This is a genomic window from Neobacillus nitrireducens, from assembly GCF_030915405.1.
In the GTDB taxonomy this organism is placed as follows: Bacteria; Bacillota; Bacilli; order Bacillales; family Cytobacillaceae; genus Neobacillus.
On record NZ_CP133262.1, the window covers coordinates 3,906,030 to 3,931,884 of the forward strand.

A 25,855-nucleotide genomic window follows, 5' to 3' on the forward strand; every position below is an offset into this window, starting at 1 on the left:
AAAAACATACTCAATCAAACAAAAAATTTAAATTGAGTAATATCTTATAAGGAGGCAATTTGTATGAAAAAATTCAAAAAGCCAAAATTTTTTGGTGCACTTTTAATGGCTTTAGCCATCACTGCTATCGTGCCTACAATGGCAAGTGCTCATTGTGATACGATGGACGGGCCTGTAGTTGGAGACGCAAAAAAGGCTATTGAATCCAATAATCCTAGCTATATTCAAAAGTGGGTTCAGCCAGATGATGAGAAAGAAATCAACCAGATATTTGATTTAACTATGAAGGTTAGAAAATTAAGTCCTGAAGCACAGGAACTCTCTGATAATTACTTGTTTCAAAATCTGGTAAGAATTCACAGGGCAGGTGAGGGCGCACCATATACCGGTGTTAAACCTTATGGAACTCCTGTCGATGAAAAAATTGCAGCAGCAGATAAGAGTATTGAAATGGGGAATTTATCACCTTTAGAAAATCTTGTACCAAAAGGAAAAATGCCGGAACTACAAGAGAGATTTGATAAAGTTCTATCCTTAAAGGATTTTGAAGTAAATAATGTTAGGGCTGGAAGAGAATATATTGAATCTTACGTTAGCTTCTTCCATTTCGCAGAAGGTGAAGAAGAAGGCCATGAAGCTGGTGGCGAACATCAAATGACAGATGAACATGCTGCTCAAGGAGACCAGCATGCAAACACAGAGGCAAGTGAAAAATCTAATGCTAAAGAAGGTCAAAAAGGTGCAGAATCTTTACCGCTAATTCCATGGAGTTTAGCAGCTATCCTTTTTGTTACAACTTTAATTTTTGCGGTTAAATATCATAAAGAGCATTCAAAAAAATAAAATCGACAATTCCCCTCCCGTCTAAATTAAGTGGAGGGGAATCGTTTTTTAAATAAGGGGGCAATGCTATGAATTTAGTTATAAAATCATTGAAAAATTTGATTCCGTTCATCGTTACTGTGGCAATTATGGCATTTGTCATTAATAAGTTTCTTTTTTTTGAAATTTTAGTTCCTAGTGGCTCTATGTACCCCACCATTAAACCAAATGACAGAATTATTACTACAAGAATTCATAATGTTAATAAGATAAAAAGAGGCGAAATTTTAGTTTTTTACTCTAATGAATTTCAAGAAACTATGGTTAAACGGGTGATTGGTCTTCCAAATGATTCAGTTGAAATTAAAGAAAATGGATTAGTTTTTATCAATGGACATAAGCTAGACGAACCCTATGTAAAGTATCCAGATAATCGTACTGGAAAGTTTAAAGTACCTAATGAGGAATATTTGTTTTTAGGAGATTATCGCCAACACTCATTAGACAGTCGTTCATGGAAAAATCCGTTTATATCGGAAAATGATATTAAAGGAAAAGCAGTTTTCATTCTAATTCCTTTTAATAGAGCATCTATACTTGAGTAGATGAAATTGAGGAATGAACTATTTTAATGAAATAATTACCTTTTACGAATAGGCTGGTTACTATAAGTAAGACTTGTTAACGGTGCTCTACTTTCTGAAATAGTTCACTTTAGGGTTGGGGTAGTTACCTTCACACATCTTCATTTTATACTCACTTCTGTTAAAGGAGTATTCTATTTATTTTATTAATATAAATGATAATAATTATTACCTATAATTAACTAAAGTAATGATAATTCCATATTATAATAGGTTTAATTATGATATTAATTCTCAATTAAAATAAAATTTTCTCAATTAAAATTGACATTATTTATTTTTAAAAATATAATCACATTGTATTTGTTTTTATTGAGTAAGGAGGAAATGTATTGAATAAATGTGATTATCATCACCTAAACCACGTTAAAGAACAACATAAATCAAAGAAAACATTATGGTTTACATTAATTATTACTCTGTTTTTTACTGTTATGGAGATTGTTGGTGGCTTTTTATCCGATTCTCTTGCTCTCTTATCTGATTCTGCTCACATGATTTCAGATGTACTAGCTTTAGGGATGAGTATGACAGCAATTTATATGGCTACACGGAACCCAAATAAAAAGTACACGTTCGGCTTCCTCCGTTTTGAAATTATAGCTTCGTTTATCAACGGCCTTGCTTTGGCAGTTATCGCATTAGGAATATTTATTGAGGGAATAAAACGAGTAATGAATCCGAGAGAAGTTGACCTACAATTGATGTTGATTATTGCCTCTATTGGCTTGTTAGTTAATATTATTCTTACTATTGTTTTAAGTCGTAGTTTAAAGGAAGAAGAAAATCTAAATATAAAAAGTGCACTGTGGCACTTTTTAGGGGACTTACTAAGCTCTGTAGGTATTATAATTTCTGCCATATTAATTTATTTTACTGGTCTTTCTATCCTTGACCCTTTAATCAGCATGATAATTGGAGGGATCATTTTTACTGGTGGTGCAAAAATTATCCATGAATCCTATCTTATTTTGATGGAATCTGTACCAGAAAAATTTGATCTTGATTCAGTTCGCCATGACATTAGAACCGTCGAAGGTGTTGTAGACGTTCATGAAATGCATCTATGGGCAGTTACAACAGACCACTATTCCTTAACAGCACATGTATTCATACGTGAAGATAGTCAACCTTTGAGTACTATTTCGACCATTAACCGACTTTTAAAAGATAAATATGGTCTCAAACACTCAACCATTCAAATTGAACATCCTGCAATTAATGACCACGGACTATATGGGAAAGAAATGTTGCTTAAAAAACAGGCTTACTCGAGTTAAAAGGATATTACTAATCCCACAATTCTAGCCCGTATCAGGCCATTTTAGGCACTTGATCTAAATCAAGTGCTTTTTAAAAGTTGGAAATGTAAAATTTAACTAAAAGTAGATTTAGATGGATGAAGGAGTGATACGTTTGACGTTAAGCGGATCTACCCTGGATAGAGTATTTCTGGATATTGGACCGCTTATTATTTATTTTTACGGAGTTATTATTGCAATAACCTAACTTTATTTCGAATCAAATGGTTATCAGAGGGAGGAAAACGTAAATGAATAAAAAAAGAATTTTGGTGGTAGATGATGAGGAAAATGTATCAGATCTACTTAAATTATACTTAGAGGTAGAAGGTTTTGAAGTACAGATAGCAAAGGACGGATTAAGAGCATTGACACTTGTCAATCAATTTAAGCCGGATTTAATCATCCTAGATATTATGCTTCCATTTAAAGATGGCTGGCAAGTAGCTAAGGAACTAAGGCTGACTATGAATATTCCTATCATAATGCTCTCGGCAAAGGGAGAAGAATCGGATAAAATACTTGGATTAAATTTAGGTGGAGATGACTATGTAACTAAACCCTTCTCTCCAGGAGAAGTTGTGGCCAGGGTAAATGCTATTTTGAGAAGATCCAAATCAGAAATAGTAGATAATGATAAATTGGAATTTGCCAAGCTTGTTATTGATATTAATAAATATGAAATTGTTGTTGATGGAACAAAAATAATGAGTACTCCAAAAGAAGTAGAACTGTTATGGTTCCTTGCCAGTAATCCAGGAAGAGTATTTAATAGAGAACATTTGCTGGATAAAATTTGGGGATATTCTTATCTAGGGGATTCTCGCACTGTTGATACCCATATTAAACGTTTGCGACGAAAGATTGAGAATGGGCTTTCCTATACTTACCTTCAAACTGTATGGGGAGTAGGATATAAATTTGAGGTGATAAAATATGAAGAAAAGCTTATTTAGTAAGCTTTTTAAAACCTATGTTATAGTAACCCTTCTCAGTATTGTAATAGTAAGCTTTTTTTTCTACCTTTTTTTTAAAAGTTATTATTTTAGTTTAAAAGAACAACAAATGATTACCCAAGGGGAGAAAATGGCTCAAATATTAAATCCTTATATAAAGGATCAAGAATTTAATAGAAGTAAAGAAATCATTCAAGAATATAATAAAGTAAATATTTCACAAATGTGGATTGTTAATAAAGACAGGAAATTTATTAGTGATTTAGAAGGACAAAATAATACAGAACATTTACATCCAAAAACTAATCAACTAGAGAGTGCACTTAAAGGAAAAGTTGCAACAAATTATGGGGTGGTAAAATATTCAAGGACACCTGTTTTAACAGTAGCCTTACCCATATATGTGGAGGGTAAAGTAGCCGGAGCCATTTTTGTATGTTATCCTCTTTCAGATATTAAAGCAAGTATTATTCAGACCTGGCATATAGTGATTTTTGCTGGAATAATCTCTATTCTTATTGTTGCGTTTGTAAGTTATTTTATATCACAGTCTATTACGAAGCCAATTAAGGAAATAACAAAAAGTTCTTTAGAGATGATAAAAGGGAATTTTACAAAACAAGCGAAAGTATATTCATCTGATGAAATAGGTATATTGGCAGGAACATTTAATACAATGATGCTCACCCTTGATAAAACTTTACGAGATTTAGAAAATGAGAAAAATAAAATGGCTGCATTGGAAAGAATGCAAAGAGAATTTGTTGCAAATGCTTCTCATGAACTTCGGACCCCTTTGACTTCTGTTCGTGGGTACCTTGAAGCACTGTTAGATGGTGTTGTAAGCAGTGAAGAACAGGAAAATAGATATCTTAGAATTACTCTTAAAGAGACACTGAGACTACAAAGATTAGTCAAAGGTCTATTAGATTTGTCGAAAATTGAATCAGGACAAATTAAGATTAATAAAAAAGAATTAAATCTTTCAGAAATTATTAACCGAACCGTTATGAATCTTGAACCATTGGCAGATGATCAATTACTTTCTTTAAAGGCGGATGTGCAGGAACATTTACCACCTGTTTTGGGCGATGAAGACCTTATAGAACAAGTTCTCATTAATTATATCACTAATGCGATACGGTTTACTCCCGAAGGTGGGAAAATCACAGTAAAAGCTGTCATACACGAAGGTGAAGTACACGTTCATGTAATAGATACTGGTATTGGAATTACTCATGATGAACTTTCAAAGGTTTGGAACAGATTTTATAAAGTCGATCAAGTTAGATCTTCATCTAAAGAGGGAGCCGGTTTAGGGCTATCCCTTGTAAAAGAAATAATGGACCGCTTAGATGGTAAAGCCTGGGTAGAAAGCACTCTAAATCAAGGATCTATGTTTAATTTTAGTTTAAAAATAATTAAAAAATAGCATCTTTTTTGTGCCTGACACCATCCGAAAAAGCCGCTTTGCAAAAATTTTGCTAAGTGGTTTTTTATTTATCTGGGGCAATCTAATTATGTGAAAAATAAAAGATTATTTCGTTGACAAAATGATTTTAATATTATAGAATTACTTTGAATTAAAGATATATTAATTGATAATATTTAAATTAATAATATTTTATTTCAAGGATAGTTCGTAATAGTGTGTAGGAGAATATCCTGCCAAAATGTGTTTTGTTAATTCATGAACACTACGTAACTTTTTAGATAAAAAAATTATTATAGGTGGTGTTGAAGTTGGGTTTTTTAGGTAGACTATTTGGTGATTCAAATACAAACTCAAAGGAGGAAAAAACAATGACAAAATTAAACATTGGTATTATTTTAGGAAGCACACGTCAAGGACGTGTTAGCCCACAAGTAGGGGAATGGGTGAAAGGGATTGCCGACAAACGCGGCGATGCAAATTATGAAATTGTTGATATTGCAGACTTCAATTTACCATTCTTAGGTACAACTGACGGTTCAGAACCTGGTATCGCTGAATGGAATGGAAAACTTGCTAACTTAGATGGTTTCGTATTCATTGTTCAAGAATACAACCACAGCATCACTGGCGCATTAAAAAATGCTCTTGATTTTGCGCGTGAAGCTTGGAATGACAAAGCAGCAGGTATCGTAAGCTATGGTTCAACAGGCGGTGCTCGTGCAGCTGAACATTTACGTGGCATCATGGGTGAATTAAAAATTGCGGATGTTCGCACACATCCAACCTTGTCATTATTCACTGATTTTGTAAACGGCAGTGAGTTCAAGCCAGCTGAATTACACCTTAATAATGTAAATGCAATGCTTGATGAAGTGAATGCATGGAGCGGCGCATTAAAAACTATTCGATAAAAATGAAAATAGGGAGCGATGATTAATCAATCATCGCTCCCATTTTTTATTTATAATTTGCGGTACTTTTTCAATGAAAGGATATTCAAAACAATGAATAGTGCCGCGAAGATTACTAAGGCGAGAAGGTCTCCACTGATATCACTCAAACTAGACCCTTTGTACATCACACCTTTTAAGGCATCTCCTGCGTAATACATTGGCATCACCTTCGCGACTGCCTGTAACCAGTCGGCCATCCCTTCTAGAGGGAAAATTCCTGCAAAAAAGATTTGCGGTATAACGGCAATCGGGATAAATTGAATCATTTGGAACTCGGAAGCTGCAAAGGTCGATAACAGAATCCCAAGCGAGAGTGCTACCAAGGCTAATAATAAATTGGTCAGGAGCACATTTCCTATCGACCCGACAAGGACGATATCTAATACATTAATAGCATAGAAAACAACAATTATCGTTTGAATCACCGCGAATAGTCCATACCCCACCAAGTAGGCGGTAACGATTTCCCATCTCCGAATCGGAGTTGACATCAACCGCTCCAAGGTGCCTGTAGTCCGCTCACGTAATAAACCAATTCCTGAAATAATAAATACGAAAAAGAATACAAAGAAACCAACTAATATCGGACTTAATACATCAAAATAGACGGTGTCTGAATCACCATAAACGTAGTGAATATCGATACTTTTCGGCGCCATAGCTGGTGCTTTTCCCGCGCTTTGCATCATCATCTGTGCTTGTAACTGTGCCGCGGTTACCTGATTGACCTTCATTTGCAGTGCTTTTGCTTTTGTAGGATCGTCATTCCGAAGTGTAAGCTTTATTTTGCCATTCTCCTGCTTCAGCAGCCCGTCAAGATCATCATCTAGAATGGTATGATTTGTTACTGACTTGTATTCTTTCACCTGAATGTCTGCCTTTTTGAAAGCCGCTGTTAAATCACTATCTACACCTGTAACCCCTAATTTCGGATCAACGGTATTGCCGTTGAATAAAAAGTACATCAGAGTAAGAATCAGTAGTGGAGCAACAAATAACAAGGCTAAGGTGCGTTTGTCCCGAAACATCTGTTGACAAATTCTTTTAATTAGCGCAATCACTCTCATGATTGTTTCACCCCTGCCTTCAAAAATACCTCATCAAAATCATCTGTTTTGTAGAGCGCCTTTAATTCGGTTGGCGTCCCACTTGTTAAAATGCAGCCATCACGGACCATGGCTACATAATCGCATTTCACCGCTTCATCCATGACATGGGTCGTGACGATGATGGTTTTTTGCTCTTCATTTTTCAAGCGTAAAAATTCTTTCCAAATCGATAATTTTAATTCGGGATCGATACCGACGGTTGGTTCATCTAGGATAAGTATTTTCGGATCTTGAATGAGTGCAATCGCCAAGGATAAGCGTCGTTTCATTCCGCCAGAATAAGCTGCGACCCGTTTCTTTAAGTCATCTGTCAGGTTTACTAAGTTGGCCACATAAGTAAGCCGCTGTTTCTGTGCCTCTTTAGTTAACCCGAAGAGAGAAGCGAAAAATTTCAGATTCTCTTCGCCTGTTAATTCGACATACAAGGCATCGGCTTGGGCCATATAGCCAATTTCTTGAAGTAAGGCAAGGTTCGGCATTTTCTCCTTTAAGACATGAATGGAACCTGTATCAGCCTTTTCCATCCCGACAATCATTTTGACAAGGGTGGTTTTCCCTGCCCCTGAAGGACCGATTAGTCCAAATAATTGCCCTTTCTCAATCGTTAAATTGACATTATTTAAAACAATCTTTTTTCCAAAGCTTTTGCTTACTTGTTCTACTTTAATGGTTGAGTCCATCAATCATTCCCCCTAGGATTGTTGACGCGGTTATAATTTTATTTTACAACTCAGCGTGAGATTAGCAATATACAAAAGACAACAATGTGTTGTTTATCGTCGACTAGTTCGAAAAGCGTTTATTTATTTTTGAAAAAAAGTTAGTCTAATTGCTTTTTCGCCTCGTTCACATGCCTATGTACTTGGGTCCGAAACCTGAGGAAAGGTGCGACTAATTAGTGTTCAAAAGGGGGTTGGCGGAATTATTAGGGAATTCGGCGGAATCCTTCTGAAGTTTGGCGGAATCCCGGCCCAGTTTGGCGGAATCCTTCCGAGGTTTGGCGGAATAACCCTGATAGTTGGCGGAATCCATAATCCGTGCGCCAGCTGCTAAACAAACAGTGAACGGGCTCGTGCCCCTATTAAAAAAAGTAACTAAAAGGGGGTTGGCGGAATCATAAGCGAATTCGGCGGAATCCTTCTGAAGTTTGGCGGAATCCCGGCCTAGTTTGGCGGAATCCTTCCGAGGTTTGGCGGAATAACCCCGATAGTTGGCGGAATCAATAATCCGAGCGCCAGCTGCTAAACAAACAGTGAACGGGCTCGTGCCTCTATTAAAAAAGGTAACTAAAAGGGGTTTGGCGGAATCATAAGCGAATTCGGCGGAATCCTTCTGAAGTTCGGCGGAATGCCGGCTCAGTTTGGCGGAATAACCCCGATAGTTGGCGGAATCCCGGCCCAATTTGGCGGAATCTATCCCGCCCGCAGCCAAATTCAGCCGAATCACAAATAGGAATTTTTTTGTATATTTGGCAGCCCCGCTGTTAAACCTAAAGTGGGAAATTCTTATCCATGAAAGGTGGTTTAGCCATGATCATTAACTTGCTGAATGGTATTGAGTTTCAAAATCCGGATATTTTCAATCTTGAAGGAGCAGCAGCGATTATTTTCTATTTCACCATATATTCGTTGATAGGCTGGCTGCTGGAAAACAGTTATAACTTCGTCACAAAGCGGGAGTTTTTTAAGCCGAATTTTTTATTCGGACCATTTAAACCGATGTACGGCTTTACTCCTGTCCTCCTGGTCTATCTAATTTCACCAGAGACGAATTGGGTAGTGGTGATACTCCTTTGCACCTTGATCCCAACCATGGTTGAATATCTGACAGGGTCATTATTACAGAAACTATTTAACCGGCAATGGTGGGACTATTCCAATTCACCTCTGCAGCTCCATGGACATATTTGTTTGCCTTTTTCTGTCTGCTGGAGTATTCTCTCGCTACTTTGCATAAAATGGATTCACCCTGCAATTGTCTTGATGTACGGAGACATTGAACCTTATTGGGCATGGATTTGGTCAGCGGTAGGACTATACCTCCTAGCCGACCTCGTCTTAGCCATCCGGAAACATACCTTACAGGATCTTATTACTGATGAACCAACGAATCCAATCCAATAGGTGCCTGACACCGAAAGAATGACACGATATAAAAATGACGAAGAACCCGTGTGGTTCTTTTTTTTGCACTTATCCTGAGCTAAGGGTGAATAGGAAAGATTAGATTAAAATTCAATGAAAAAAAGAAAACTAAGCAGAAATCATGCTAAATTGAAGTAGATAAATATCTAGATAAATAAGTTTAGTCAAATATAAGATAGATTTACAACATAGGTTCCTGCAATAAAAGGAGGGCTGACGATGGCACAGCGGATTTTGGTGGTAGAGGATGAAAAACAAATTTCCAAGATATTAAAGCTCGAACTAGAGTATGAGGGATACGAAGTAATAGTTGCTTATGATGGGAAATCAGGATTACAGGCAGCCTTAGATGAAAAGGTGGATTTAATTTTATTGGATGTCATGCTACCTGAGATGAATGGCATAGAGGTTTTAAGGAGAATACGAAAAGAGAATCACCTTCTGCCCGTTATTTTACTAACAGCCCGAAATATGACAATCGACAAGGTGGCTGGACTCGATCAGGGAGCGAATGATTACATCACCAAGCCATTTGAAATTGAGGAACTATTAGCAAGAATTCGTTCTTGTCTGCGGCAAATTTCCAATGCAGTTAAGACTTCACAAGAAGATGACACCCTCTTAGATATAAGGGATTTAACCGTTAATCTTGATACGAGAGAAGTCACAAGGGGGGCGACATCCATCACGTTAACTCCTAAGGAATTTGATTTACTCGTTTATTTACTATCCAATAAAAATAAAATTGTTACGAGGGAAAGTATCCTCCTGCATGTGTGGGGCTATGAATATGAAGGGGAAACGAATGTCATCGATGTGTTTATCAGACATTTACGAAAGAAAATAGAAGAAGGTTTTTCTGAGCCAACGATTATTCAGACGGTGAGGGGAATCGGTTATACCGTAAGGGAGAATTAAACCAATGAAGATTACCACAAAAATAAATCTTATTACTACAGCCTGGATCCTATTTATGTTACTTGCTGTGAATGCTGTAGTGTATTTTTCATTTATGAAGATTACTGTCAATATGGAAGATGGTGAACTATTTCAGAAGGCTAATTATTTGATAAATGAAATCAACAAGGAAGATTCTCCTACTGTAATTAAAGAGAAATTAACTCCCTATTTAACAAACCATTCATTTATTAGGATTGTTCAGCCCGATTCCAAAATTGTCAGTCAAGTAACCAATGATCAGCACCTGGCTGCTAGAATAAAACCGCAATTCGCTTCTGAAAAGGGGACTCAAAGGCGTACCATTAGACAAAAGACTGGCGAAGAACAAATTGCTATTGTCAGGGTGCCAATTCAATCAAAAGGGCAGGTTATCGGAACATTAGAGTTTGGGGAGAAATTAGTAGGATTGGAAACAGGAAAAGACTTATTACTTTCTATTCTTGCCTTTTGTACCATCCTAGGTGCGGTATTATCACTGCTCGGGGGCAGATGGTTATCCAATCTGATTATGAAACCGATCTCCAATATGATTAATACCATGGAGGACATTGAACAAAGTGGTATCCCGAAAAAGATCATCATCCAACATGAGACAAAAGATGAGCTGCAAAAATTGGCTGTGACATTTAATCGGATGATTGACAAATTAGAGGCAAATCTTGAAAAACAGAGGCAATTTATTTCTGATGCGTCGCATGAATTAAAGACCCCGCTTACGGTGATTAAAAGCTATGCAGACCTACTGCTAAGACGGGGGTTGAAAAATGAAGTGGTTGCCCATGATGCGATTGAATCCATCCACTCAGAGGCAACGAGAATTCAAAAAATGACCGAACGGTTTCTAGATTTAGCTGATACAGAGTCTGGAAATCATTTGGAAATGAAATTTATCCATTTGGTATCCTTGTGTGAGAATTTATTCAAGCAATTAAAAAGTGCTTATAAGCGAGAAATTAACCTCCATTACGAAGACCCTGATATTTCGGTATTCGCGGATGAAGGAAAGCTGAAACAGGCAATTATTATCTTAATCGATAACGCCATCAAATACAGTACAGATACGATCGATGTGTATTTAAAGGATAAGGAACAATTGACTAGCATTACGGTAAAAGATTACGGGATCGGCATTCCGGCACGTGAAATCGAAAATGTCTTTGAACGTTTTTACCGAGTGGACAAGGCAAGGAGCAGGGAGACAGGCGGGACGGGGCTAGGCTTGTCGATTGCAAAAAATATCATGAAGCAACATCAAGGGGAAATTATCGTAAAAAGTTCGGAGGGAGTGGGAACAGAAGTGGAGTTGTTCTTACCCAAACAGAAAGGAAAGTTTTTGAGTGATTAAAATCTTGAGCGAGAGCGTACTACTATTATTGATTTTTTATCTGATCTATGCCATATTACCAACACTAATCGTACGGATGAGCGGTCGAGGCATTATCAAAAGAATCAATGCTCCGGCGATTGCATTAACGTTTGATGATGGTCCCAATCCTGAATACACACCGCTATTGCTTGATCTTTTGCAAAAGTACGGTGTAAAGGCGTCTTTTTTTGTGGTAGGCAGTAAAGTGAAAGCCCATCCTGCTATTATTAAACGGATGTGTCAGGAGGGGCATACGATTGGCATTCATCATTATGACCATATTTCGAGCTGGATTCTCTCACCCTTTCGGTTAAAGAAGCAGCTGAAAATGACCGAACAGGCTATCAGCGAGATCACTCAAGAAAAAGTGACCTTTTACCGGCCGCCATGGGGGAATTTTAATATCGCCAGCCGATTTTTGAGTAAACGATTTAAAGTGATTATGTGGTCGGACATTTTTGGTGATTGGAAGGTAGCGAAAGGAAAAAACGGCCTGCTGGAACAATTGCTCCAAACGACAGAGGCGGGCTCCGTGCTGCTGCTTCATGATTGTGGGGAAACCTGGGGTGCCGATTCGCTAGCGCCAAGTTATATGCTGAAGAGCCTAGAAATTTATTTACAGGAAAACATAAGTAAAGGTACAAAATTTATCACATTAAATGAAGTGACTTTTTGAGGGAACTATGAATGTAGAAACGATCATAAATTATATTAATATATACGGGTACTTCGTTATTTTTCTCTTTTTATTCTTAGGTATTATTGGCATTCCAGCTCCTGAAGAATCGCTGCTCTTTTTAATTGGCGTGCTGAGTTTTCACCACCAGCTTTCCTCGGGGCTAACTATGCTTTGTTCCAGTCTCGGAGCATTTATTGGGATGCAGACCGCCTATTCAATCGGGAAATATGTAGGGTCCCCATTTATAAAAAAATATGGTAAGTATATCGGGATTACGGATGACCGCTTAGAAAAGGTAAGTCGTATCTATGCGAAAAATGTACGTAAAACAATTGTTTTCGGTTTTTATCTGCCAGGCATTCGGCAGGTCAGTCCCTACTTTGCTGGGATTAATAAAATTCCCTATCGGATGTTTTTCTTGTTTTCCTTGCTAGGCACTGTACTATGGACCATCCCTATTATTGTAGGCGGTTATTACGCAGGTAAGGTATTTCATATCAATCCAGACTATATTCCATATGCCGGACTGGTATTTTTCATTCTTTTTTTACTCTATGTCCTCGTTATGTCTATAAAAAAGAGAAAAAAGGAATCAACAGAACTGGATAAAAACAAAACCTGAAAAGTCATCTTTTCGGGTTTGTTTTTTTATATCCGGCTAAAAAAAGGCTGAAGGTAAGATTAAAAATCGATTAAAAACCGAGTTTTACAAGAAATGAGTGATACATTGAAAGAGTAATTTAGAAATCATTTTTCAGGAGTTGATTTCTATTCGAATAGGAGATGGAATAAGTGAAGAAAATTTTGTTTTTACCACTCTTACAAATGCAGTCGGGACATCATCAAGTCGCTGAGGCATTAATGGATCTTTTAAAAAAACATACAGACGATTTTACTTTTAAAAAAATAGATTTGTTAAGCTATACCAATAAATCGTTAGAAAAAGTGATTACAAATGGTTATCTTCATTGGATTCGCTATGCGCCAGAAACCTATAATCTTGCTTATAAGAGCTTTTTCTACGTACCGCCAACTAAAAAGAATTCTTTTAAATGGTATGAACCACTCTTTTTGAAGAAAATGGAGCAATTAATTGCGGAGGAAAAACCAGATTTACTTGTTTGTACCCATGGATTCCCTTCTTATCTTCTTAGCAAGTTAAAAATGAAGGGGAAATGCGACCTGCCGATTATTAACGTATACACGGATTTCTTTATTAATAGTGTTTGGGGAAGAGAGGGAATTGATCTCCATTTACTACCTAGTCAAGAGGTCAAAGCAAAGCTCAGCCGAAAAGTACCGAATCAACAGTTGATTGTGACGGGAATTCCAGTCCATCAAGAAATGACGAAAACCTTCACTCGAAAAAAACATACCAATCGGCTCAAAATCTTATTATCTGGAGGAAACAGTGGATTGGGCGGGATTTTAAAACTAACGGAAGAGTTAAAGCTGTCTACCAACTTAGACTTCCTAATATTGTGTGGCAACAATAAGAAACTATATGATGAAATCCATTCGTGGGATCTAGAACATATCAAACCATTACGTTATCTTTCTTCTAGATTAGAAATGAATCAGCTTTATGAAGAAGTGGATGCCATTATCTCAAAACCAGGCGGGGTCACAATTAGTGAAGCGATACAGAAAAAATTGCCAATCTTTGTTCATTCCGCCCTTCCAGGACAGGAAAAAATAAATCTTCGCTACTTAAAGACTCAAAATCTAGTATTTGAACTTAATCTGACAACTCCTTTGGAAAGTCAGTTGCTCAGTGTATTAACGGATCAGAAAAAAATGAATGGCTGGGAGCATGCAATCGATTCATATCAACAGGGAATGGAACTGGAGAAGCCAGAAAAAATCGTGGATTTGATCGAATCAATTCTTGACCAAAAAACGAGCAGCAGGCAGTCAAGATTGGTTAGATATTCATCTCCTTTGCGAATTTAAGATTGTTGAACGACATGAATCTGGAGGTTGTGAAAATGTCTCACATCGACTATAGTATTTTTCAAATCATCAATCACCTTGCCGTAAGTGAGCGATTTTTAAACCCTTTAATGATAGTATTAGCAGAAAAAGCAGAGTATCTATTTTTTGCAGGAATTATTTTTTATTGGTTTTTTCATAAATCACAACACCGAAAAATGGTCGTTGAGGCCATTCTAGCCGCTTGTGTGGCGTTAAGTATAAATGGAGAAATCGGTCACTTTTTTTACCGGAATCGTCCGTTTGTCGCCCATCATGTGAACTGGCTAATCCCTCATGTGAAAAATGCCTCGTTTCCAAGTGATCACGCGACTGCGGCGTTCGTAATTGCAACAGCCATTTGGATTTGGAAAAAACGTGACGGCTGGATGTGGTTGGTTTTGGCTGCAGGCATTGCTCTATCCCGTGTTTGGACAGGGGTACATTACCCATTAGATGTAATCTCAGGGATGCTTATTGGGGCAGGTGTTGCATTTGCTATCCATTTCTTAGTTCTTCGATTCGAGCAAGTCAATAAAGTAATCATTTGGCTTATTGAATACTATGAGAAAATGGAAAGTAATCTGCTTAAAAAGACCAATCTGTACAGAAAAGGATAAGGAGGAGCCACATTGGTTCTTCCTTTTTGTCATAAATCGGCTAAACTGTCATAAAATTTAAAGTTAGTTTTATGTGTCGTAAGGATAATTTTTTGAAGTCTAAGTGTCCTGAGTGGAAGGAGGATTTCATGTTATATGCGATGGTGCTTGAAGGACAATCGTTGTGGAATGTGCCATTATTAGCTTTCCTCATTTGTATAGCGTTCTTATATATTGTCTTAGTACTTTCTTTTACAAAAATAAAGCTTAACCAAAAACAACCCCTGTTATTTTTCCTCAGTTTAGGCATCACGTATTTAGCCTTTGGCAGTCCATTTGAAACAATCAGTCACCTATCGTTTAGTTTGCATATGCTGCAATTGAGCATTTTTTACTTTATTATCCCCCCTCTCTTTTTATTAGGTATTCCAGATTCGTTTCTCCGGCACATTCAGAATCTCGCCCCATTTGTTCGAGTGAGCAAGTTTTTCTTACCGCCGATTGCTGCACTTTATGCGTTTGGGGTGCTGTTCTTGATGTACCATTTTCCAGTTGTTATAACGAACATTTCACAAAACACGTTGGTCCATAATGGCTACTTAGTTGTGCTTTTACTTCTGTCTGTTCGAATGTGGGGGCCTATCGCATCACCTGATTTGAACAGTGATGGGTCAAAAAAGCAGAATAAACGGTATCTATTTTTGAGCGGGCTTGTCTTAATGCCAGCCTGTTTGCTTTTTATCCTCACGGCATTAATTGGTGGAATGAATAATCCTCTTCTTTCCGAATTAACCGCAAACCTTTGTATCTCACCCTCCCAATTAGATTCCCTTAATCTCCTGCCTACACCATTTAATACTAGACTTGATCAAATGTTTGCGGGAATCCTAATGCTCGTTATCCATAAATTTGGATTAATCCTAACGGTGCGTCTTGGGAAAGAAGTTAACAGTAGGACTGTGGTGGGAATGGTTGATTAATCACCGTTCCCACTATTTTTCTGTGGAGAGGTACAGTTTCTTTCCTATGCGGTTAAATATATTCCGTGATAATTTTGGGAATGGTATCTAAAGAGTACCTGAGTTATTTTCTCTAAGGGGGATTTTTTATTTACAAAAAACAAGAACGGAAACTCGTTTGGCTGACCTTCATTGTAGCATCAATCATAGGACTGTCGATTATTGGACGGTTATTTTCTGGATAAGAAAGGGGGGAGTTTAATGGATAATGAAGAAGCCGTATTTTTTAGTCGTGTCCTAACCGAACTGACTTTGTCCTTTCATATTATTTATGCAACCATTGGGGTCGGGATTCCACTGATGATTATGATTGCCCAATGGGTCGGAATCAAGAAACAGGATGAACACTATATTTTACTCGCGCGAAGATGGACAAGGGGATATGTGATTACCGTGGCTGTCGGTGTTGTGACTGGGACTGCGATCGGGTTACAGCTTTCTCTCCTCTGGCCCAACTTCATGCAGTTGGTGGGAAATGTGATTGCCCTTCCATTATTTATGGAGACCTTTGCCTTTTTCTTTGAAGCGATTTTTTTAGGGATATACATATATACTTGGGATCGATTTGAAAATCAGAAAAAACATTTGCTCCTGCTGATACCAGTGGCCTTAGGCGCCTCATTTTCAGCCGTCTTTATTACGATTGTGAATGCATTTATGAATGCACCAAAGGGCTTTGATGTGGTCAATGGTCAACTCGTAGATGTCAGTCCAATCTTGGCGATGTTTAATCCGGCCATGCCGACTAAAGTGGCCCATGTCGTTGTCACCGCTTATATGACAGCGGCGTTTGTCCTCGCTGCGATTGGTGCCTTCCGGTTACTTAAAGGTTCAAACCATATCTATCATAAAAAGGCGTTGTTTTTAACAATGAAGCTTGGATTGGTCTTTTCCGTCGCAACCGCTCTTTTAGGTGATTTCTCCGGCAAGTACTTGGCTGAATATCAGCCAGAAAAATTAGCAGCAGCTGAGTGGCACTTGGAAACAGGGAAAGGTGTGCCCCTTATTCTTTATGGTGTCCTTGACAATGGAAAAGTCAAATACGCACTGAAAATTCCTTTTGCGCTCAGTATTCTTGCCCATGAGGTCCCTAATGCAGAAGTGATTGGACTTGATCAATTTCCAAAGGATGAAGTGCCGCCGCTATATATCCACTATTTGTTTGATACGATGGTGACGATTGGGATGTGGATGACCGCTTTGTCTTTGGTGTGCGTAATCGGTATCTGGCGCCAATGGCGTTTCGTTTTGTCTACATGGTTCCGCTGGCTGCTAGTGCTCGGCGGTCCTCTCTCTATCCTTGCGATCGAGGCTGGGTGGTGGCTGGACGAGGTCGGCCGTCAGCCCTGGGTCCTGCGTGGGATTTTGCGAACAAAGGATGCGGCGACGACAAGTGGTCAAGTCGATCTTATGTTGGTTTTATTTGCCGGACTATATCTTGTCCTTGGAATTGGCAGTGTAGTTGTCCTCTGGCGAATGTTCCGGAAGAACACGGTGGAACAGGAACTGGCTGACAGAGCCCCCGAGAAAGCGGGTGATGCGTTATGACACTGGAAATTGTCGGTATTTCAGCTCTGGGGCTGTTTCTGTTTGGATATATTATCATTGCATCCATTGATTTTGGGGCAGGATTCTTTAATGCATACAGTACAATATCGGGCAAACAGCATATATTAACAAAGATTATTCACCGCTATCTATCGCCGGTTTGGGAAGTCACTAATGTTTTCTTAGTGTTTTTCTTTGTCGGCATGGTTGGGTTTTTTCCAAAAACGGCCTATTACTATGGGACGACCTTACTTGTGCCAGCGAGTATTGCGATTATTTTACTGGCGATTCGAGGGGCCTATTATGCATTTACCACTTATGGGGGACTCAAACATAAACGCTACACCATCTTGTATGGACTAACGGGACTGTTTATTCCAGCATCCCTGTCGAGTGTATTGACGATTTCAGAGGGCGGCTTTGTAACAATGGTAAATTCCGCCCCTGTCCTCGATTATTGGGCATTATTTACCAGTCCATTATCGTGGAGTATTGTGGTCCTAAGTCTAACAGCCGTATTATATATTTCAGCAGTATTTTTGACATGGTATGCCGATCTTGCTGGGGACGCGGCCGCCACGGACCTATTGCGGAAATATGCGCTTAGCTGGGCAGGACCAGCCATAATTACCGCTGCGGGGATAATATTTGAAATGAGGACGCACAACCCAGAACATTATCAGCGCTTACTCGACCTCTGGTGGTTGTTCGGATTGTCTGTTTTGTTTTTTTGTGGAACCGTCTATTTAATCTGGAAGCGACGTGCCTATGGGCTGGCATTTGGACTGTTGGCAGGGCAATTTGCGCTAGCTTTTTTGGCTTATGGTGCTTCTCATTATCCCTATTTACTGTATCCCTACCTCACCCTATACGATAGCTTTACCAATAAATCGATGGCAATTGCTCTGATTGTTGCCTTCATAGCAGGGCTGGGCTTGCTTCTCCCCTCAATATATCTTTTGTTAAAATTGTTCCTGTTTAACAAGGAATATGTGCAAGGGAATCGGAATGATGAACATGCTTAAGGGGGACGAATGTTTTGGATGATTTCTTACTTTTCTATGCACCGTTTCTTGTCATGCTTGCGTCAATTGCCGTGGCGTTTTGGATTGCACTGAAAGATGATTTTGTGGAAAAATAAACTATTTTTTTGCCCTCTTGGTTAAGAGGGCTTTATTATTTTAGGGCTATGGTAATGATGATTGTCTGTGAAAACCTAACAAAGCCATTTAAGGCCCGCACATTATAAAATAAAAGTTTGCAGTATTTATGGATTTTCACAATATTGTAAGAGTTGCTACTTGAAAATTTCTATAGTGATGGAAATCACGTTTTACTCATCACCACCTTGTTTATGATAATGGTAGATATTAAGAGGAGGAAGGAAAAATGAAAAAAATTAACTTACTATTAATTGGGCTGCTGTTAATGTTTGGTATTTTACTCGCGGGATGTAGTTCGAATAAAGAAGAAGGTAATACAGGAAAAAAGGACAATCCATCAAATGTCGAAAAAACTGTGGATAAAGAGGCAAAGTACTATTTTACTGCAAATGAGAGTGGAAGTATTACAAAGGTAAATGCTGCTGACAACACGGTTGCAGCAACAATTGAGGGAGAAGGAACTGTACATAATATTCAGGTGTCTCCCGATGGTAAAATAGTCGGAGCAACATTGGTTCCAATGATGGAAGGAAGTCATGATGGAGGGCATGACATGGAGATGAATGGAAATGCTCTTTTCTTCAATACTACCACTAATGAGCTTCTCAAAAATGTCGAAGTTGGTAACCATCCGGCACACATTGTTTTTACCGTGGACGGAAAGTATGCACTAGTTACAAATAATGAAGACAACACCGTATCTATCATTGATATGAAAACTTATTCAGTTATTAAAACAATCTCAACTGGAAAAGGACCTCATGGTTTCAGAATATCCCACGACAGCAAATATGCCTATATTGCTAACATGGCTGAAGATACAGTTAGTGTGGTCAATATTGAAACAATGAAAGAAGAAAAGAAGATTAAAGTGGGGGCAACTCCCGTAACAACAGGAATTACGGCAGATGGAAAAACGCTAGTTGTAACTTTGAACGCCGAAAACGCCTTGGCTATCGTGAATTTAGAAACAAATGAAGTCAACAAAGTGGAAGTCGGAAAAGGACCTGCTCAAGTATATATTGATTCTAGCAACAAACTTGCTTATGTAGCAAATCAAGGGACCGAGGAATCTCCATCTAATTCCATGTCAATTGTCGATATTACAGCTAAAACAGTTACAGCAACAATTGAAACGGGTAAAGGGTCTCACGGTGTGGTAACCAGCAGTGATAATAAATACGCCTATGTTACAAATATGTTTGAAAATACAGTCAGTGTCATCGATCTTGCAGCAAAGAAGGTAGTAAAGACTTTGGATGTCGGAAAAGTTCCTAATGGCATCAGTATAATGAAATAAGTTTAACCAATTTATGTATACTAAGGTTGGAGTGAACGAGAAGTCCATATTCAATGAACAAATTATGAATTATCTATAAAAGTTGTTGTATACTATAGGGGGGTATGGTAATATATTGATTATAGAAAGTAACAAAACATGAGAGGGGTTTGAATAATGGAAAAAGTAACATTAAAGGTAAAAGGCATGTCTTGTGGTCATTGTGTAAAGTCAGTTGAAGGAAGTGTGGGTGCCCTTGACGGCGTGAAGACCGTAATGGTTGATCTCAAGGGAGGCACTGTTGACATAGAGTTTAATAGTGAGACCGTTGCTCTTGCAACCATTAAAGAAACCATTGATGATCAGGGATATGATGTTGTTTAATTTTAAAACAAAGGAACGTGCTATTTTATAGCACGTTTTTTAGAAGTGAAATATACCCCATATAGGTATTAGGAGTTGGTTTTATGAGTCAGAACATACAAGAAACCACATTACAAATAACTGGAATGACCTGTGCGGCCTGTGCTGTAAGAATAGAAAAGGGTTTAAATAAAGTCGAAGGTGTCGAGGCAGCTACTGTCAACCTTGCCCTGGAGCGGTCCTCCATAAAGTACGATCCCGCTGTAACCAATCTCGGAGCACTCGAAAAAAAGGTTAGAGATTTAGGATACGATGTTGTTACTGAAAAAGCAGAGTTTGATATTAGAGGAATGACTTGTGCGGCTTGTGCTACGAGGATCGAAAAGGGGTTAAATAAATTAAACGGTGTTTCGAAAGCAAATGTTAATCTGGCTTTGGAAAAGGCAACAGTAGAGTTTAATCCATCTGCACTTTCCAAAAATGAGATTATTCAAAAAGTCGAAGCACTTGGATATAGCGCAATGGTTAACGATGAAGCGCAACAAAAGGAAACCGCTGATTATCGTCAAAAAGAAATCGAAAAACAAACGGGGAAATTCATTTTTTCCACGATTCTCTCTCTGCCTTTATTGTGGGCAATGGTCGGCCACTTTTCGTTTACTTCTTTTATTTATGTACCTGAGATGTTTATGAACCCTTGGGTGCAGCTTGCTTTGGCTACTCCTGTTCAATTTATCATTGGGAAACAATTTTATGTGGGTGCCTTTAAAGCACTAAAAAATAAAAGTGCCAATATGGATGTCCTTGTAGCCCTCGGAACATCGGCGGCTTACTTTTATAGTGTTTATTTATCTTTTTCTGCTCTCGGTGGAACGGCCCATACGGTGGAACTCTATTATGAAACAAGTTCAATTTTAATTACCTTGATTATTCTTGGAAAGCTTTTTGAAGCAAAGGCAAAAGGACGCTCGTCAGAAGCAATCAAGAAACTGATGGGACTGCAGGCAAAGACAGCTTTAATCGAAAGGAACGGGATCGAACAAGAAGTTCCACTTGAAGAAGTGATCGTCGGAGATATTATCCATGTCAAACCAGGTGAAAAGATTCCAGTAGATGGACGAATTGTTGACGGACGATCAGCGATTGATGAATCAATGCTAACAGGGGAAAGTGTTCCAGTCGACAAAAGCATTGGAGACGAAGTAATTGGAGCAACCATTAATAAAAATGGATTCTTAAAAATTGAAGCAACAAAGGTTGGCAAAGATACAGCGCTAGCCCAAATCATTAAGGTTGTTGAAGAAGCACAAGGCTCGAAAGCACCAATCCAGCGCCTTGCCGACCAAATTTCAGGTGTGTTTGTCCCGATTGTGGTTGGGATTGCAATTGTTACCTTTATCGTGTGGTATTTATGGGCAGCACCTGGGGATTTTGCCGAAGCGTTAGAGAAAATGATTGCTGTTTTGGTCATTGCTTGTCCCTGTGCTCTTGGTCTTGCAACGCCTACATCAATTATGGCTGGCTCAGGCCGCGCAGCTGAATTTGGAATCCTGTTTAAAGGTGGAGAGCATCTGGAAATGACTCATCGCATCTCTACCATCATTTTAGATAAAACGGGAACCGTGACAAATGGAGCACCTGTTTTAACAGATGTCATTCTTGAATCGTCTTCCCTAAACGAAGAAGAATTATTGTCGTTAGTTGGATCGGCCGAAAAGCAATCGGAACACCCGCTTGCGCAGGCCATTGTGGAGGGAATTAAAGAAAAAGGAATCGACTTCAAAGAGGTAACCACGTTTGAGTCCATTCCGGGTTTTGGAATTATGGCAACTGTTGATGGAAATGAGCTATTGATTGGAACAAGAAAGCTTATGAACAAGTACCAAGTCGCCATTGATCCTGCCTTGGATAAAATGGATAGACTGGAACGTGAAGGGAAAACTGCAATGCTTGTGGCAGTCAATCAAAGCTTCGCAGGAATCGTCGCAGTAGCAGATACCATCAAAGATACCTCTAAGTCTGCCATCAAGCGCCTGAAGGAAATGGGTCTGGAAGTCATCATGATTACTGGAGACAACCAGCAAACAGCAAGCTCTATCGCTGCCGAAGTAGGAATTGACCAGGTCATCGCAGAGGTTCTGCCAGAAGGAAAAGCGGATGAGGTCAAGAAGCTTCAGGCCCAAGGTAAAAAGGTGGCCATGGTTGGAGACGGAATTAATGATGCGCCAGCACTAGCGGTTGCGGACATTGGTATGGCGATTGGAACGGGTACAGATGTGGCGATGGAGGCCGCTGACATTACCCTAATCCGTGGTGATTTGAATAGTATTGCCGATGCGATTTATATGAGTAAAAAGACGATCAATAATATTAAACAAAACCTCTTCTGGGCATTCGGTTACAACACGCTTGGAATTCCAATTGCGGCTCTAGGTTTCCTTGCCCCATGGCTTGCGGGAGCCGCCATGGCATTTAGCTCAGTTTCTGTTGTCCTCAATGCGCTCAGACTACAAAAAGTTAAATTGTAGAGGAGAATGACTATGATAAAAAAATGGACGATTGCTGGATTTGCCTATTTGCTTATTGTAATGGCCGGTTACGGCATTTATAGTTCAACAATACAACCTGATTCTATTCCGCAACATAATGATGGAGTGAATCACGAATAACTAAATAAATTATGATTAGGAGGCATAGTGTACCACGTACTGTGCCTTTTTTGCTTTAGTAACTTATTATTTCTGTTTCCCCATAATTTCTCGATTATTTTAGGCTATGATAAGAATAAAATTATCCCAAACCCATGTTATGACATTGGAACGGGGATTCCTCGTTAAGTTATTTAAGAAGACCCTGATGTACATTTTCTTGTGAAAATGTACATCAGGGTCTTCTTATCTGGTGGAAAATTTTGGATCCTAGATTTATAAACTACGGTTCAAAAAGGCTTTGGTTCGTTCAAATTTGGGGTTAGTAAATAACTCAGATGGAGGTCCAGACTCAACAATCTCTCCGTTGTCCATAAAAATGACATGGTTCGCCACTTCCTTGGCGAATCCCATTTCATGAGTCACCACAATCATTGTCATGTGTTCTTCAGCGAGATCCTTCATTACTTTCAATACCTCGCCAGTTAACTCCGGGTCCAATGCAGAGGTAGGTTCATCAAACAATAGAATTTCAGGGTTCATCATGAGTGCACGAGCGATAGCTACTCTTTGTTTTTGTCCACCTGAGAGATTTGCAGGATAGGCGTCTGCTCGGTCAGTGAGACCAATTTTATTTAAGAGCCCCTTACTCCGCTCGTGTATTGCTGTGGGTGATTCCTTCTTTGCCATTTTTGGAGCAAGTTCCAAATTTTCTTTTACCGTGAGATGCGGGAAGAGGTTAAAATGCTGGAAGACCATGCCCATTTTTGCGTTGATCTCTTTAATTTCCTGCGGTTTGGCATAGACGCCGTCCTTTACTAAATGACTGCCTGATACGCTAATCGTACCATCATCTATTTTTTCGAGATGAACCAAGCTACGGAGCATTGTGCTTTTTCCAGATCCGGAGGGACCAATCACCGCCACCACATCATTTTTATTTACATCAAAGGTAATCTGTTTTAGTACATCCAACTTGCCGTACGATTTTTTGAGGTTAGATATTTTAATGATAGCCATTCTTTCCACTCCTTTTTTATTCGAATCTGAATCGTCTTTCGAGTCCTTTAAAGACCATAGTTAAAATGAGTGTCATAATTAGATAAATAAGACCCGCCACGAAGAAAGGTACAATCGTAAAGTCGCGGTTTACTGCAGTTTGAGCAAAATGCAACAGTTCCGGTACGGCAACGGCATAAAGAAGTGCAGTATCCTTGACTAGTGTTACCGATTCATTTGCGACAGCTGGAAGGGCAATGCGGAACATTTGTGGCAGAATAACCCGTGTCATCGTCTGCCATTTATTCAAACCGAGAACTTGTGATGCTTCATATTGCCCTTTATCAATCGCAAGAAGCCCGCCGCGAAAGATCTCGGCAAAATAGGCGGCATAGTTCAAGATAAAACCTAAACAAGCTGCGACAAAACGATCCAGAACTAAGTATTCTCCTATTACGGGAATCATCGGCAATCCGAAGCATATAAACAGCAGCTGGAGCAAAAGTGGAGTACCGCGCATTACGTAAATATAGCCCTCTGCAAATATGGATAAAGGCTTAAAATTACTCTTTACGGCTAGCGTTAACATAAAGCCCAGTGGAATTGATACGATAATGGCAATCAAAAACAAGAGGACCGTCATCTGTGCCCCTTCAAGCATTGGTTTTAGGATAGAGATTATATAATTAGAAGACATAACAGGTTTCCTCCAAAAACAAAACAGGGTTCCCTGAGGAAATCCTGTTTTGCCCTATATTCGTTATTACTTTAAGACTTTATCTTCGTTAAACCATTTTTTCGAAATTTGAGTGGCAGTGCCATCCTCATTCATATCATCCATTGCTTTTTGAAGCTTTTTAAGTAATTCCTCATTTCCCTTTTTAACACCAATCCCGTATTCTTCAGGTGCTAGAGATTCATCAAGTACTTTAAAGGACTCTTTCTCTTTTGCCATATAATAGTTGATAACAACCTCATCAATAACAACCGCATCCAACCGGCCGCTTTTAAGATCGGACAAAGCTTGAACATTGTCAGCAAACTCAGTTACTGTCTTTATTTTGGCTTTGATAGGAGCTGCCTCCAAGGCATCCGCCGCAGAAGAAAGTGTTTGTAAACCTACAACTTTACCAGTTAAATCATCTAATTTAGTTAGCTTTGAATCAGCCATAGTGACGACCACTTGGGCATTTTTCAAATAGGGCTTGGTGAAAAGGACTTTCTTTTTACGTTCATCCGTAATAGTGTATCCGTTCCAAATGAGGTCAATTCTTCCGCTGCTTAGTTCCGCTTCTTTCGTACTCCAATCGATTGGTTGGAACTTAACTTTTTCCCCCATTTTTTCGGCTGCTGCTTTAGCTAAGTCTATATCAAAACCAACGATTTCATTTTTGTCATCCCGGAAACCCATCGGGGCAAATTTATCGTCTATACCAATTATCAGCGTTTTATCCTCTTTTTCCGCTGATTTAGATGAGCATCCTGTAACAATTGAAAACATTGCTGCGATTACTAGAATAATAGTTGCTAAACGTTTCATTTTAAAATAACCACCTTATCTATATTTTAATTTACTTTAGTACGTTACCATGCTATCACGATACCATATTATAACTCTATAATGTGATGGAGTTCAATAGCTTTGGAAATATAGTAAAATTGCGAATATTCAAATTCCGTCTGTTTATCTCCATAGAAAATTCATTTTTATTTATTCTTTTCTTTTGGGGGAAAATAAGACGAATGTAATATGTAAATATGTAAAAATGTGGTTAGATTTTACAAAAGTATGAACAAATGGGTGAATACGCAAAATGACATAGTTCATCCAATAAAAATGCATATAAACTGCAAATTTACCCATTACATTATACGTATAAACATTAAAGGCATAAAT

At 38.6% G+C, this 25,855-nt stretch carries 27 protein-coding genes; 21 read left to right on the forward strand and 6 right to left on the reverse strand.

The window, feature by feature from the left end; all coding sequences use genetic code 11:
* The first annotated feature begins 63 nt into the window (after positions 1–63).
* From RCG22_RS18830 to RCG22_RS18855, 6 genes are all read left to right on the forward strand, one after another.
* Positions 64–843 carry a DUF6448 family protein gene (locus RCG22_RS18830; RefSeq protein WP_308104195.1) on the forward strand — a complete coding sequence of 260 codons (780 nt, stop codon included), beginning with the start codon at positions 64–66 and terminating at the stop codon, positions 841–843.
* A 68-nt stretch (positions 844–911) separates the two neighbouring features.
* Positions 912–1,427 carry a signal peptidase I gene (lepB, locus tag RCG22_RS18835; protein ID WP_308104196.1) on the forward strand — a complete coding sequence of 172 codons (516 nt, stop codon included), beginning with the start codon at positions 912–914 and terminating at the stop codon, positions 1,425–1,427.
* Between the two features lie 371 nt (positions 1,428–1,798).
* Positions 1,799–2,746: a cation diffusion facilitator family transporter gene (locus tag RCG22_RS18840; RefSeq protein ID WP_308104197.1), complete on the forward strand. Its 948-nt coding sequence runs from the start codon at positions 1,799–1,801 to the stop codon at positions 2,744–2,746.
* Between the two features lie 272 nt (positions 2,747–3,018).
* Entirely contained in the window at positions 3,019–3,723 is a 705-nt protein-coding gene (locus tag RCG22_RS18845; protein ID WP_308104198.1) for a response regulator transcription factor, read from the forward strand.
* Positions 3,704–5,155 carry a sensor histidine kinase gene (locus tag RCG22_RS18850; RefSeq protein ID WP_308104200.1) on the forward strand — a complete coding sequence of 484 codons (1,452 nt, stop codon included), beginning with the start codon at positions 3,704–3,706 and terminating at the stop codon, positions 5,153–5,155. The genes RCG22_RS18845 and RCG22_RS18850 overlap by 20 nt, the downstream gene beginning before the upstream one ends.
* Positions 5,156–5,466: 311 nt before the next feature.
* A complete protein-coding gene (locus RCG22_RS18855) occupies positions 5,467–6,069 on the forward strand; it encodes an NADPH-dependent FMN reductase (protein WP_308104202.1) in 603 nt (200 codons plus the stop codon).
* Positions 6,070–6,119: 50 nt separating this feature from the next.
* On the opposite strand, the gene RCG22_RS18860 is transcribed toward RCG22_RS18855, so the two are convergent.
* The 3 genes from RCG22_RS18860 to RCG22_RS18870 all read right to left on the reverse strand — a co-directional run bounded on the left by RCG22_RS18860 (position 6,120) and on the right by RCG22_RS18870 (position 8,666).
* Positions 6,120–7,178, reverse strand: a complete 1,059-nt coding sequence (locus RCG22_RS18860) for an ABC transporter permease (RefSeq protein ID WP_308104203.1) — start codon at positions 7,176–7,178, stop codon at positions 6,120–6,122.
* A complete protein-coding gene (locus RCG22_RS18865; protein WP_098262786.1) occupies positions 7,175–7,900 on the reverse strand; it encodes an ABC transporter ATP-binding protein in 726 nt (241 codons plus the stop codon). The genes RCG22_RS18860 and RCG22_RS18865 overlap by 4 nt, the downstream gene beginning before the upstream one ends.
* Positions 7,901–8,111: 211 nt before the next feature.
* The gene (locus RCG22_RS18870) at positions 8,112–8,666 is read right to left on the reverse strand and encodes a hypothetical protein (protein ID WP_308104204.1); all 555 of its coding nucleotides are present in this window, start codon (positions 8,664–8,666) and stop codon (positions 8,112–8,114) included.
* 83 nt (positions 8,667–8,749) lie between these two features.
* Between RCG22_RS18870 and RCG22_RS18875 the strand changes: the two genes are divergently transcribed.
* The 15 genes from RCG22_RS18875 to RCG22_RS18940 all read left to right on the forward strand — a co-directional run bounded on the left by RCG22_RS18875 (position 8,750) and on the right by RCG22_RS18940 (position 22,980).
* Complete coding sequence (locus RCG22_RS18875; protein WP_308104205.1) at positions 8,750–9,343, forward strand: putative ABC transporter permease; 594 nt, start codon at positions 8,750–8,752, stop codon at positions 9,341–9,343.
* 240 nt (positions 9,344–9,583) lie between these two features.
* Positions 9,584–10,282 carry a response regulator transcription factor gene (locus tag RCG22_RS18880; protein WP_308104206.1) on the forward strand — a complete coding sequence of 233 codons (699 nt, stop codon included), beginning with the start codon at positions 9,584–9,586 and terminating at the stop codon, positions 10,280–10,282.
* Positions 10,283–10,286: 4 nt separating this feature from the next.
* Positions 10,287–11,669, forward strand: coding sequence for a sensor histidine kinase (locus RCG22_RS18885; protein ID WP_308104207.1), 1,383 nt, complete (start codon positions 10,287–10,289; stop codon positions 11,667–11,669).
* Entirely contained in the window at positions 11,662–12,366 is a 705-nt protein-coding gene (locus RCG22_RS18890; RefSeq protein WP_308104208.1) for a polysaccharide deacetylase family protein, read from the forward strand. Before RCG22_RS18885 ends, RCG22_RS18890 begins: the two co-directional genes overlap by 8 nt.
* A 7-nt stretch (positions 12,367–12,373) precedes the next feature.
* Entirely contained in the window at positions 12,374–12,991 is a 618-nt protein-coding gene (locus RCG22_RS18895) for a DedA family protein (RefSeq protein ID WP_308104209.1), read from the forward strand.
* A 170-nt stretch (positions 12,992–13,161) separates the two neighbouring features.
* Positions 13,162–14,322 (forward strand): MGDG synthase family glycosyltransferase, encoded by a 1,161-nt coding sequence (locus RCG22_RS18900; RefSeq protein ID WP_308104210.1) that lies wholly within the window; start codon positions 13,162–13,164, stop codon positions 14,320–14,322.
* Between the two features lie 35 nt (positions 14,323–14,357).
* A complete protein-coding gene (locus RCG22_RS18905; RefSeq protein ID WP_308104211.1) occupies positions 14,358–14,960 on the forward strand; it encodes an undecaprenyl-diphosphatase in 603 nt (200 codons plus the stop codon).
* Between the two features lie 128 nt (positions 14,961–15,088).
* Positions 15,089–15,919 carry a cytochrome c oxidase assembly protein gene (locus RCG22_RS18910; RefSeq protein ID WP_308104213.1) on the forward strand — a complete coding sequence of 277 codons (831 nt, stop codon included), beginning with the start codon at positions 15,089–15,091 and terminating at the stop codon, positions 15,917–15,919.
* A gap of 240 nt (positions 15,920–16,159) precedes the next feature.
* Complete coding sequence (locus RCG22_RS18915; protein WP_308104214.1) at positions 16,160–17,506, forward strand: cytochrome ubiquinol oxidase subunit I; 1,347 nt, start codon at positions 16,160–16,162, stop codon at positions 17,504–17,506.
* The gene (locus RCG22_RS18920; RefSeq protein WP_308104216.1) at positions 17,503–18,531 is read left to right on the forward strand and encodes a cytochrome d ubiquinol oxidase subunit II; all 1,029 of its coding nucleotides are present in this window, start codon (positions 17,503–17,505) and stop codon (positions 18,529–18,531) included. The genes RCG22_RS18915 and RCG22_RS18920 overlap by 4 nt, the downstream gene beginning before the upstream one ends.
* 14 nt (positions 18,532–18,545) lie before the next feature.
* Positions 18,546–18,647: a cytochrome bd oxidase small subunit CydS family protein gene (gene cydS, locus RCG22_RS25455; protein ID WP_374049382.1), complete on the forward strand. Its 102-nt coding sequence runs from the start codon at positions 18,546–18,548 to the stop codon at positions 18,645–18,647.
* A gap of 248 nt (positions 18,648–18,895) precedes the next feature.
* Positions 18,896–19,969 (forward strand): YncE family protein, encoded by a 1,074-nt coding sequence (locus RCG22_RS18925; RefSeq protein WP_308104217.1) that lies wholly within the window; start codon positions 18,896–18,898, stop codon positions 19,967–19,969.
* Positions 19,970–20,125: 156 nt separating this feature from the next.
* On the forward strand, positions 20,126–20,332 hold the full coding sequence (gene copZ, locus RCG22_RS18930) for a copper chaperone CopZ (protein ID WP_308104218.1): 207 nt from the start codon (positions 20,126–20,128) through the stop codon (positions 20,330–20,332).
* Positions 20,333–20,415: 83 nt separating this feature from the next.
* Complete coding sequence (locus tag RCG22_RS18935) at positions 20,416–22,839, forward strand: heavy metal translocating P-type ATPase (RefSeq protein ID WP_308104219.1); 2,424 nt, start codon at positions 20,416–20,418, stop codon at positions 22,837–22,839.
* 12 nt (positions 22,840–22,851) lie between these two features.
* Entirely contained in the window at positions 22,852–22,980 is a 129-nt protein-coding gene (locus RCG22_RS18940) for a hypothetical protein (RefSeq protein ID WP_308104220.1), read from the forward strand.
* Between the two features lie 255 nt (positions 22,981–23,235).
* On the opposite strand, the gene RCG22_RS18945 is transcribed toward RCG22_RS18940, so the two are convergent.
* The 3 genes from RCG22_RS18945 to RCG22_RS18955 all read right to left on the reverse strand — a co-directional run bounded on the left by RCG22_RS18945 (position 23,236) and on the right by RCG22_RS18955 (position 25,498).
* A complete protein-coding gene (locus tag RCG22_RS18945) occupies positions 23,236–23,979 on the reverse strand; it encodes an amino acid ABC transporter ATP-binding protein (protein ID WP_308104221.1) in 744 nt (247 codons plus the stop codon).
* Between the two features lie 16 nt (positions 23,980–23,995).
* The gene (locus tag RCG22_RS18950; protein WP_308104222.1) at positions 23,996–24,655 is read right to left on the reverse strand and encodes an amino acid ABC transporter permease; all 660 of its coding nucleotides are present in this window, start codon (positions 24,653–24,655) and stop codon (positions 23,996–23,998) included.
* Positions 24,656–24,721: 66 nt separating this feature from the next.
* Positions 24,722–25,498 (reverse strand): amino acid ABC transporter substrate-binding protein, encoded by a 777-nt coding sequence (locus RCG22_RS18955; RefSeq protein ID WP_308104223.1) that lies wholly within the window; start codon positions 25,496–25,498, stop codon positions 24,722–24,724.
* Positions 25,499–25,855 lie beyond the last annotated feature (357 nt).

What these genes read in the sequence shown, in the direction of transcription:
- lepB (WP_308104196.1), top strand. Translation starts at nt 912, where the DNA reads ATGAATTTAGTTATAAAATCATTGAAAAATTTGATTCCGTTCATCGTT.
- RCG22_RS18925 (WP_308104217.1), top strand. Translation starts at nt 18,896, where the DNA reads ATGAAAAAAATTAACTTACTATTAATTGGGCTGCTGTTAATGTTTGGT.
- copZ (WP_308104218.1), top strand. Translation starts at nt 20,126, where the DNA reads ATGGAAAAAGTAACATTAAAGGTAAAAGGCATGTCTTGTGGTCATTGT.
- RCG22_RS18910 (WP_308104213.1), top strand. Translation starts at nt 15,089, where the DNA reads ATGTTATATGCGATGGTGCTTGAAGGACAATCGTTGTGGAATGTGCCA.
- RCG22_RS18895 (WP_308104209.1), top strand. Translation starts at nt 12,374, where the DNA reads ATGAATGTAGAAACGATCATAAATTATATTAATATATACGGGTACTTC.
- RCG22_RS18940 (WP_308104220.1), top strand. Translation starts at nt 22,852, where the DNA reads ATGATAAAAAAATGGACGATTGCTGGATTTGCCTATTTGCTTATTGTA.
- RCG22_RS18850 (WP_308104200.1), top strand. Translation starts at nt 3,704, where the DNA reads ATGAAGAAAAGCTTATTTAGTAAGCTTTTTAAAACCTATGTTATAGTA.
- RCG22_RS18865 (WP_098262786.1), bottom strand. Translation starts at nt 7,900, where the DNA reads ATGGACTCAACCATTAAAGTAGAACAAGTAAGCAAAAGCTTTGGAAAA.
- RCG22_RS18905 (WP_308104211.1), top strand. Translation starts at nt 14,358, where the DNA reads ATGTCTCACATCGACTATAGTATTTTTCAAATCATCAATCACCTTGCC.
- RCG22_RS18885 (WP_308104207.1), top strand. Translation starts at nt 10,287, where the DNA reads ATGAAGATTACCACAAAAATAAATCTTATTACTACAGCCTGGATCCTA.
- RCG22_RS18945 (WP_308104221.1), bottom strand. Translation starts at nt 23,979, where the DNA reads ATGGCTATCATTAAAATATCTAACCTCAAAAAATCGTACGGCAAGTTG.
- RCG22_RS18830 (WP_308104195.1), top strand. Translation starts at nt 64, where the DNA reads ATGAAAAAATTCAAAAAGCCAAAATTTTTTGGTGCACTTTTAATGGCT.
- RCG22_RS18880 (WP_308104206.1), top strand. Translation starts at nt 9,584, where the DNA reads ATGGCACAGCGGATTTTGGTGGTAGAGGATGAAAAACAAATTTCCAAG.
- RCG22_RS18950 (WP_308104222.1), bottom strand. Translation starts at nt 24,655, where the DNA reads ATGTCTTCTAATTATATAATCTCTATCCTAAAACCAATGCTTGAAGGG.
- RCG22_RS18875 (WP_308104205.1), top strand. Translation starts at nt 8,750, where the DNA reads ATGATCATTAACTTGCTGAATGGTATTGAGTTTCAAAATCCGGATATT.
- RCG22_RS18915 (WP_308104214.1), top strand. Translation starts at nt 16,160, where the DNA reads ATGGATAATGAAGAAGCCGTATTTTTTAGTCGTGTCCTAACCGAACTG.
- RCG22_RS18920 (WP_308104216.1), top strand. Translation starts at nt 17,503, where the DNA reads ATGACACTGGAAATTGTCGGTATTTCAGCTCTGGGGCTGTTTCTGTTT.
- RCG22_RS18935 (WP_308104219.1), top strand. Translation starts at nt 20,416, where the DNA reads ATGAGTCAGAACATACAAGAAACCACATTACAAATAACTGGAATGACC.
- RCG22_RS18845 (WP_308104198.1), top strand. Translation starts at nt 3,019, where the DNA reads ATGAATAAAAAAAGAATTTTGGTGGTAGATGATGAGGAAAATGTATCA.
- RCG22_RS18955 (WP_308104223.1), bottom strand. Translation starts at nt 25,498, where the DNA reads ATGAAACGTTTAGCAACTATTATTCTAGTAATCGCAGCAATGTTTTCA.
- RCG22_RS18860 (WP_308104203.1), bottom strand. Translation starts at nt 7,178, where the DNA reads ATGAGAGTGATTGCGCTAATTAAAAGAATTTGTCAACAGATGTTTCGG.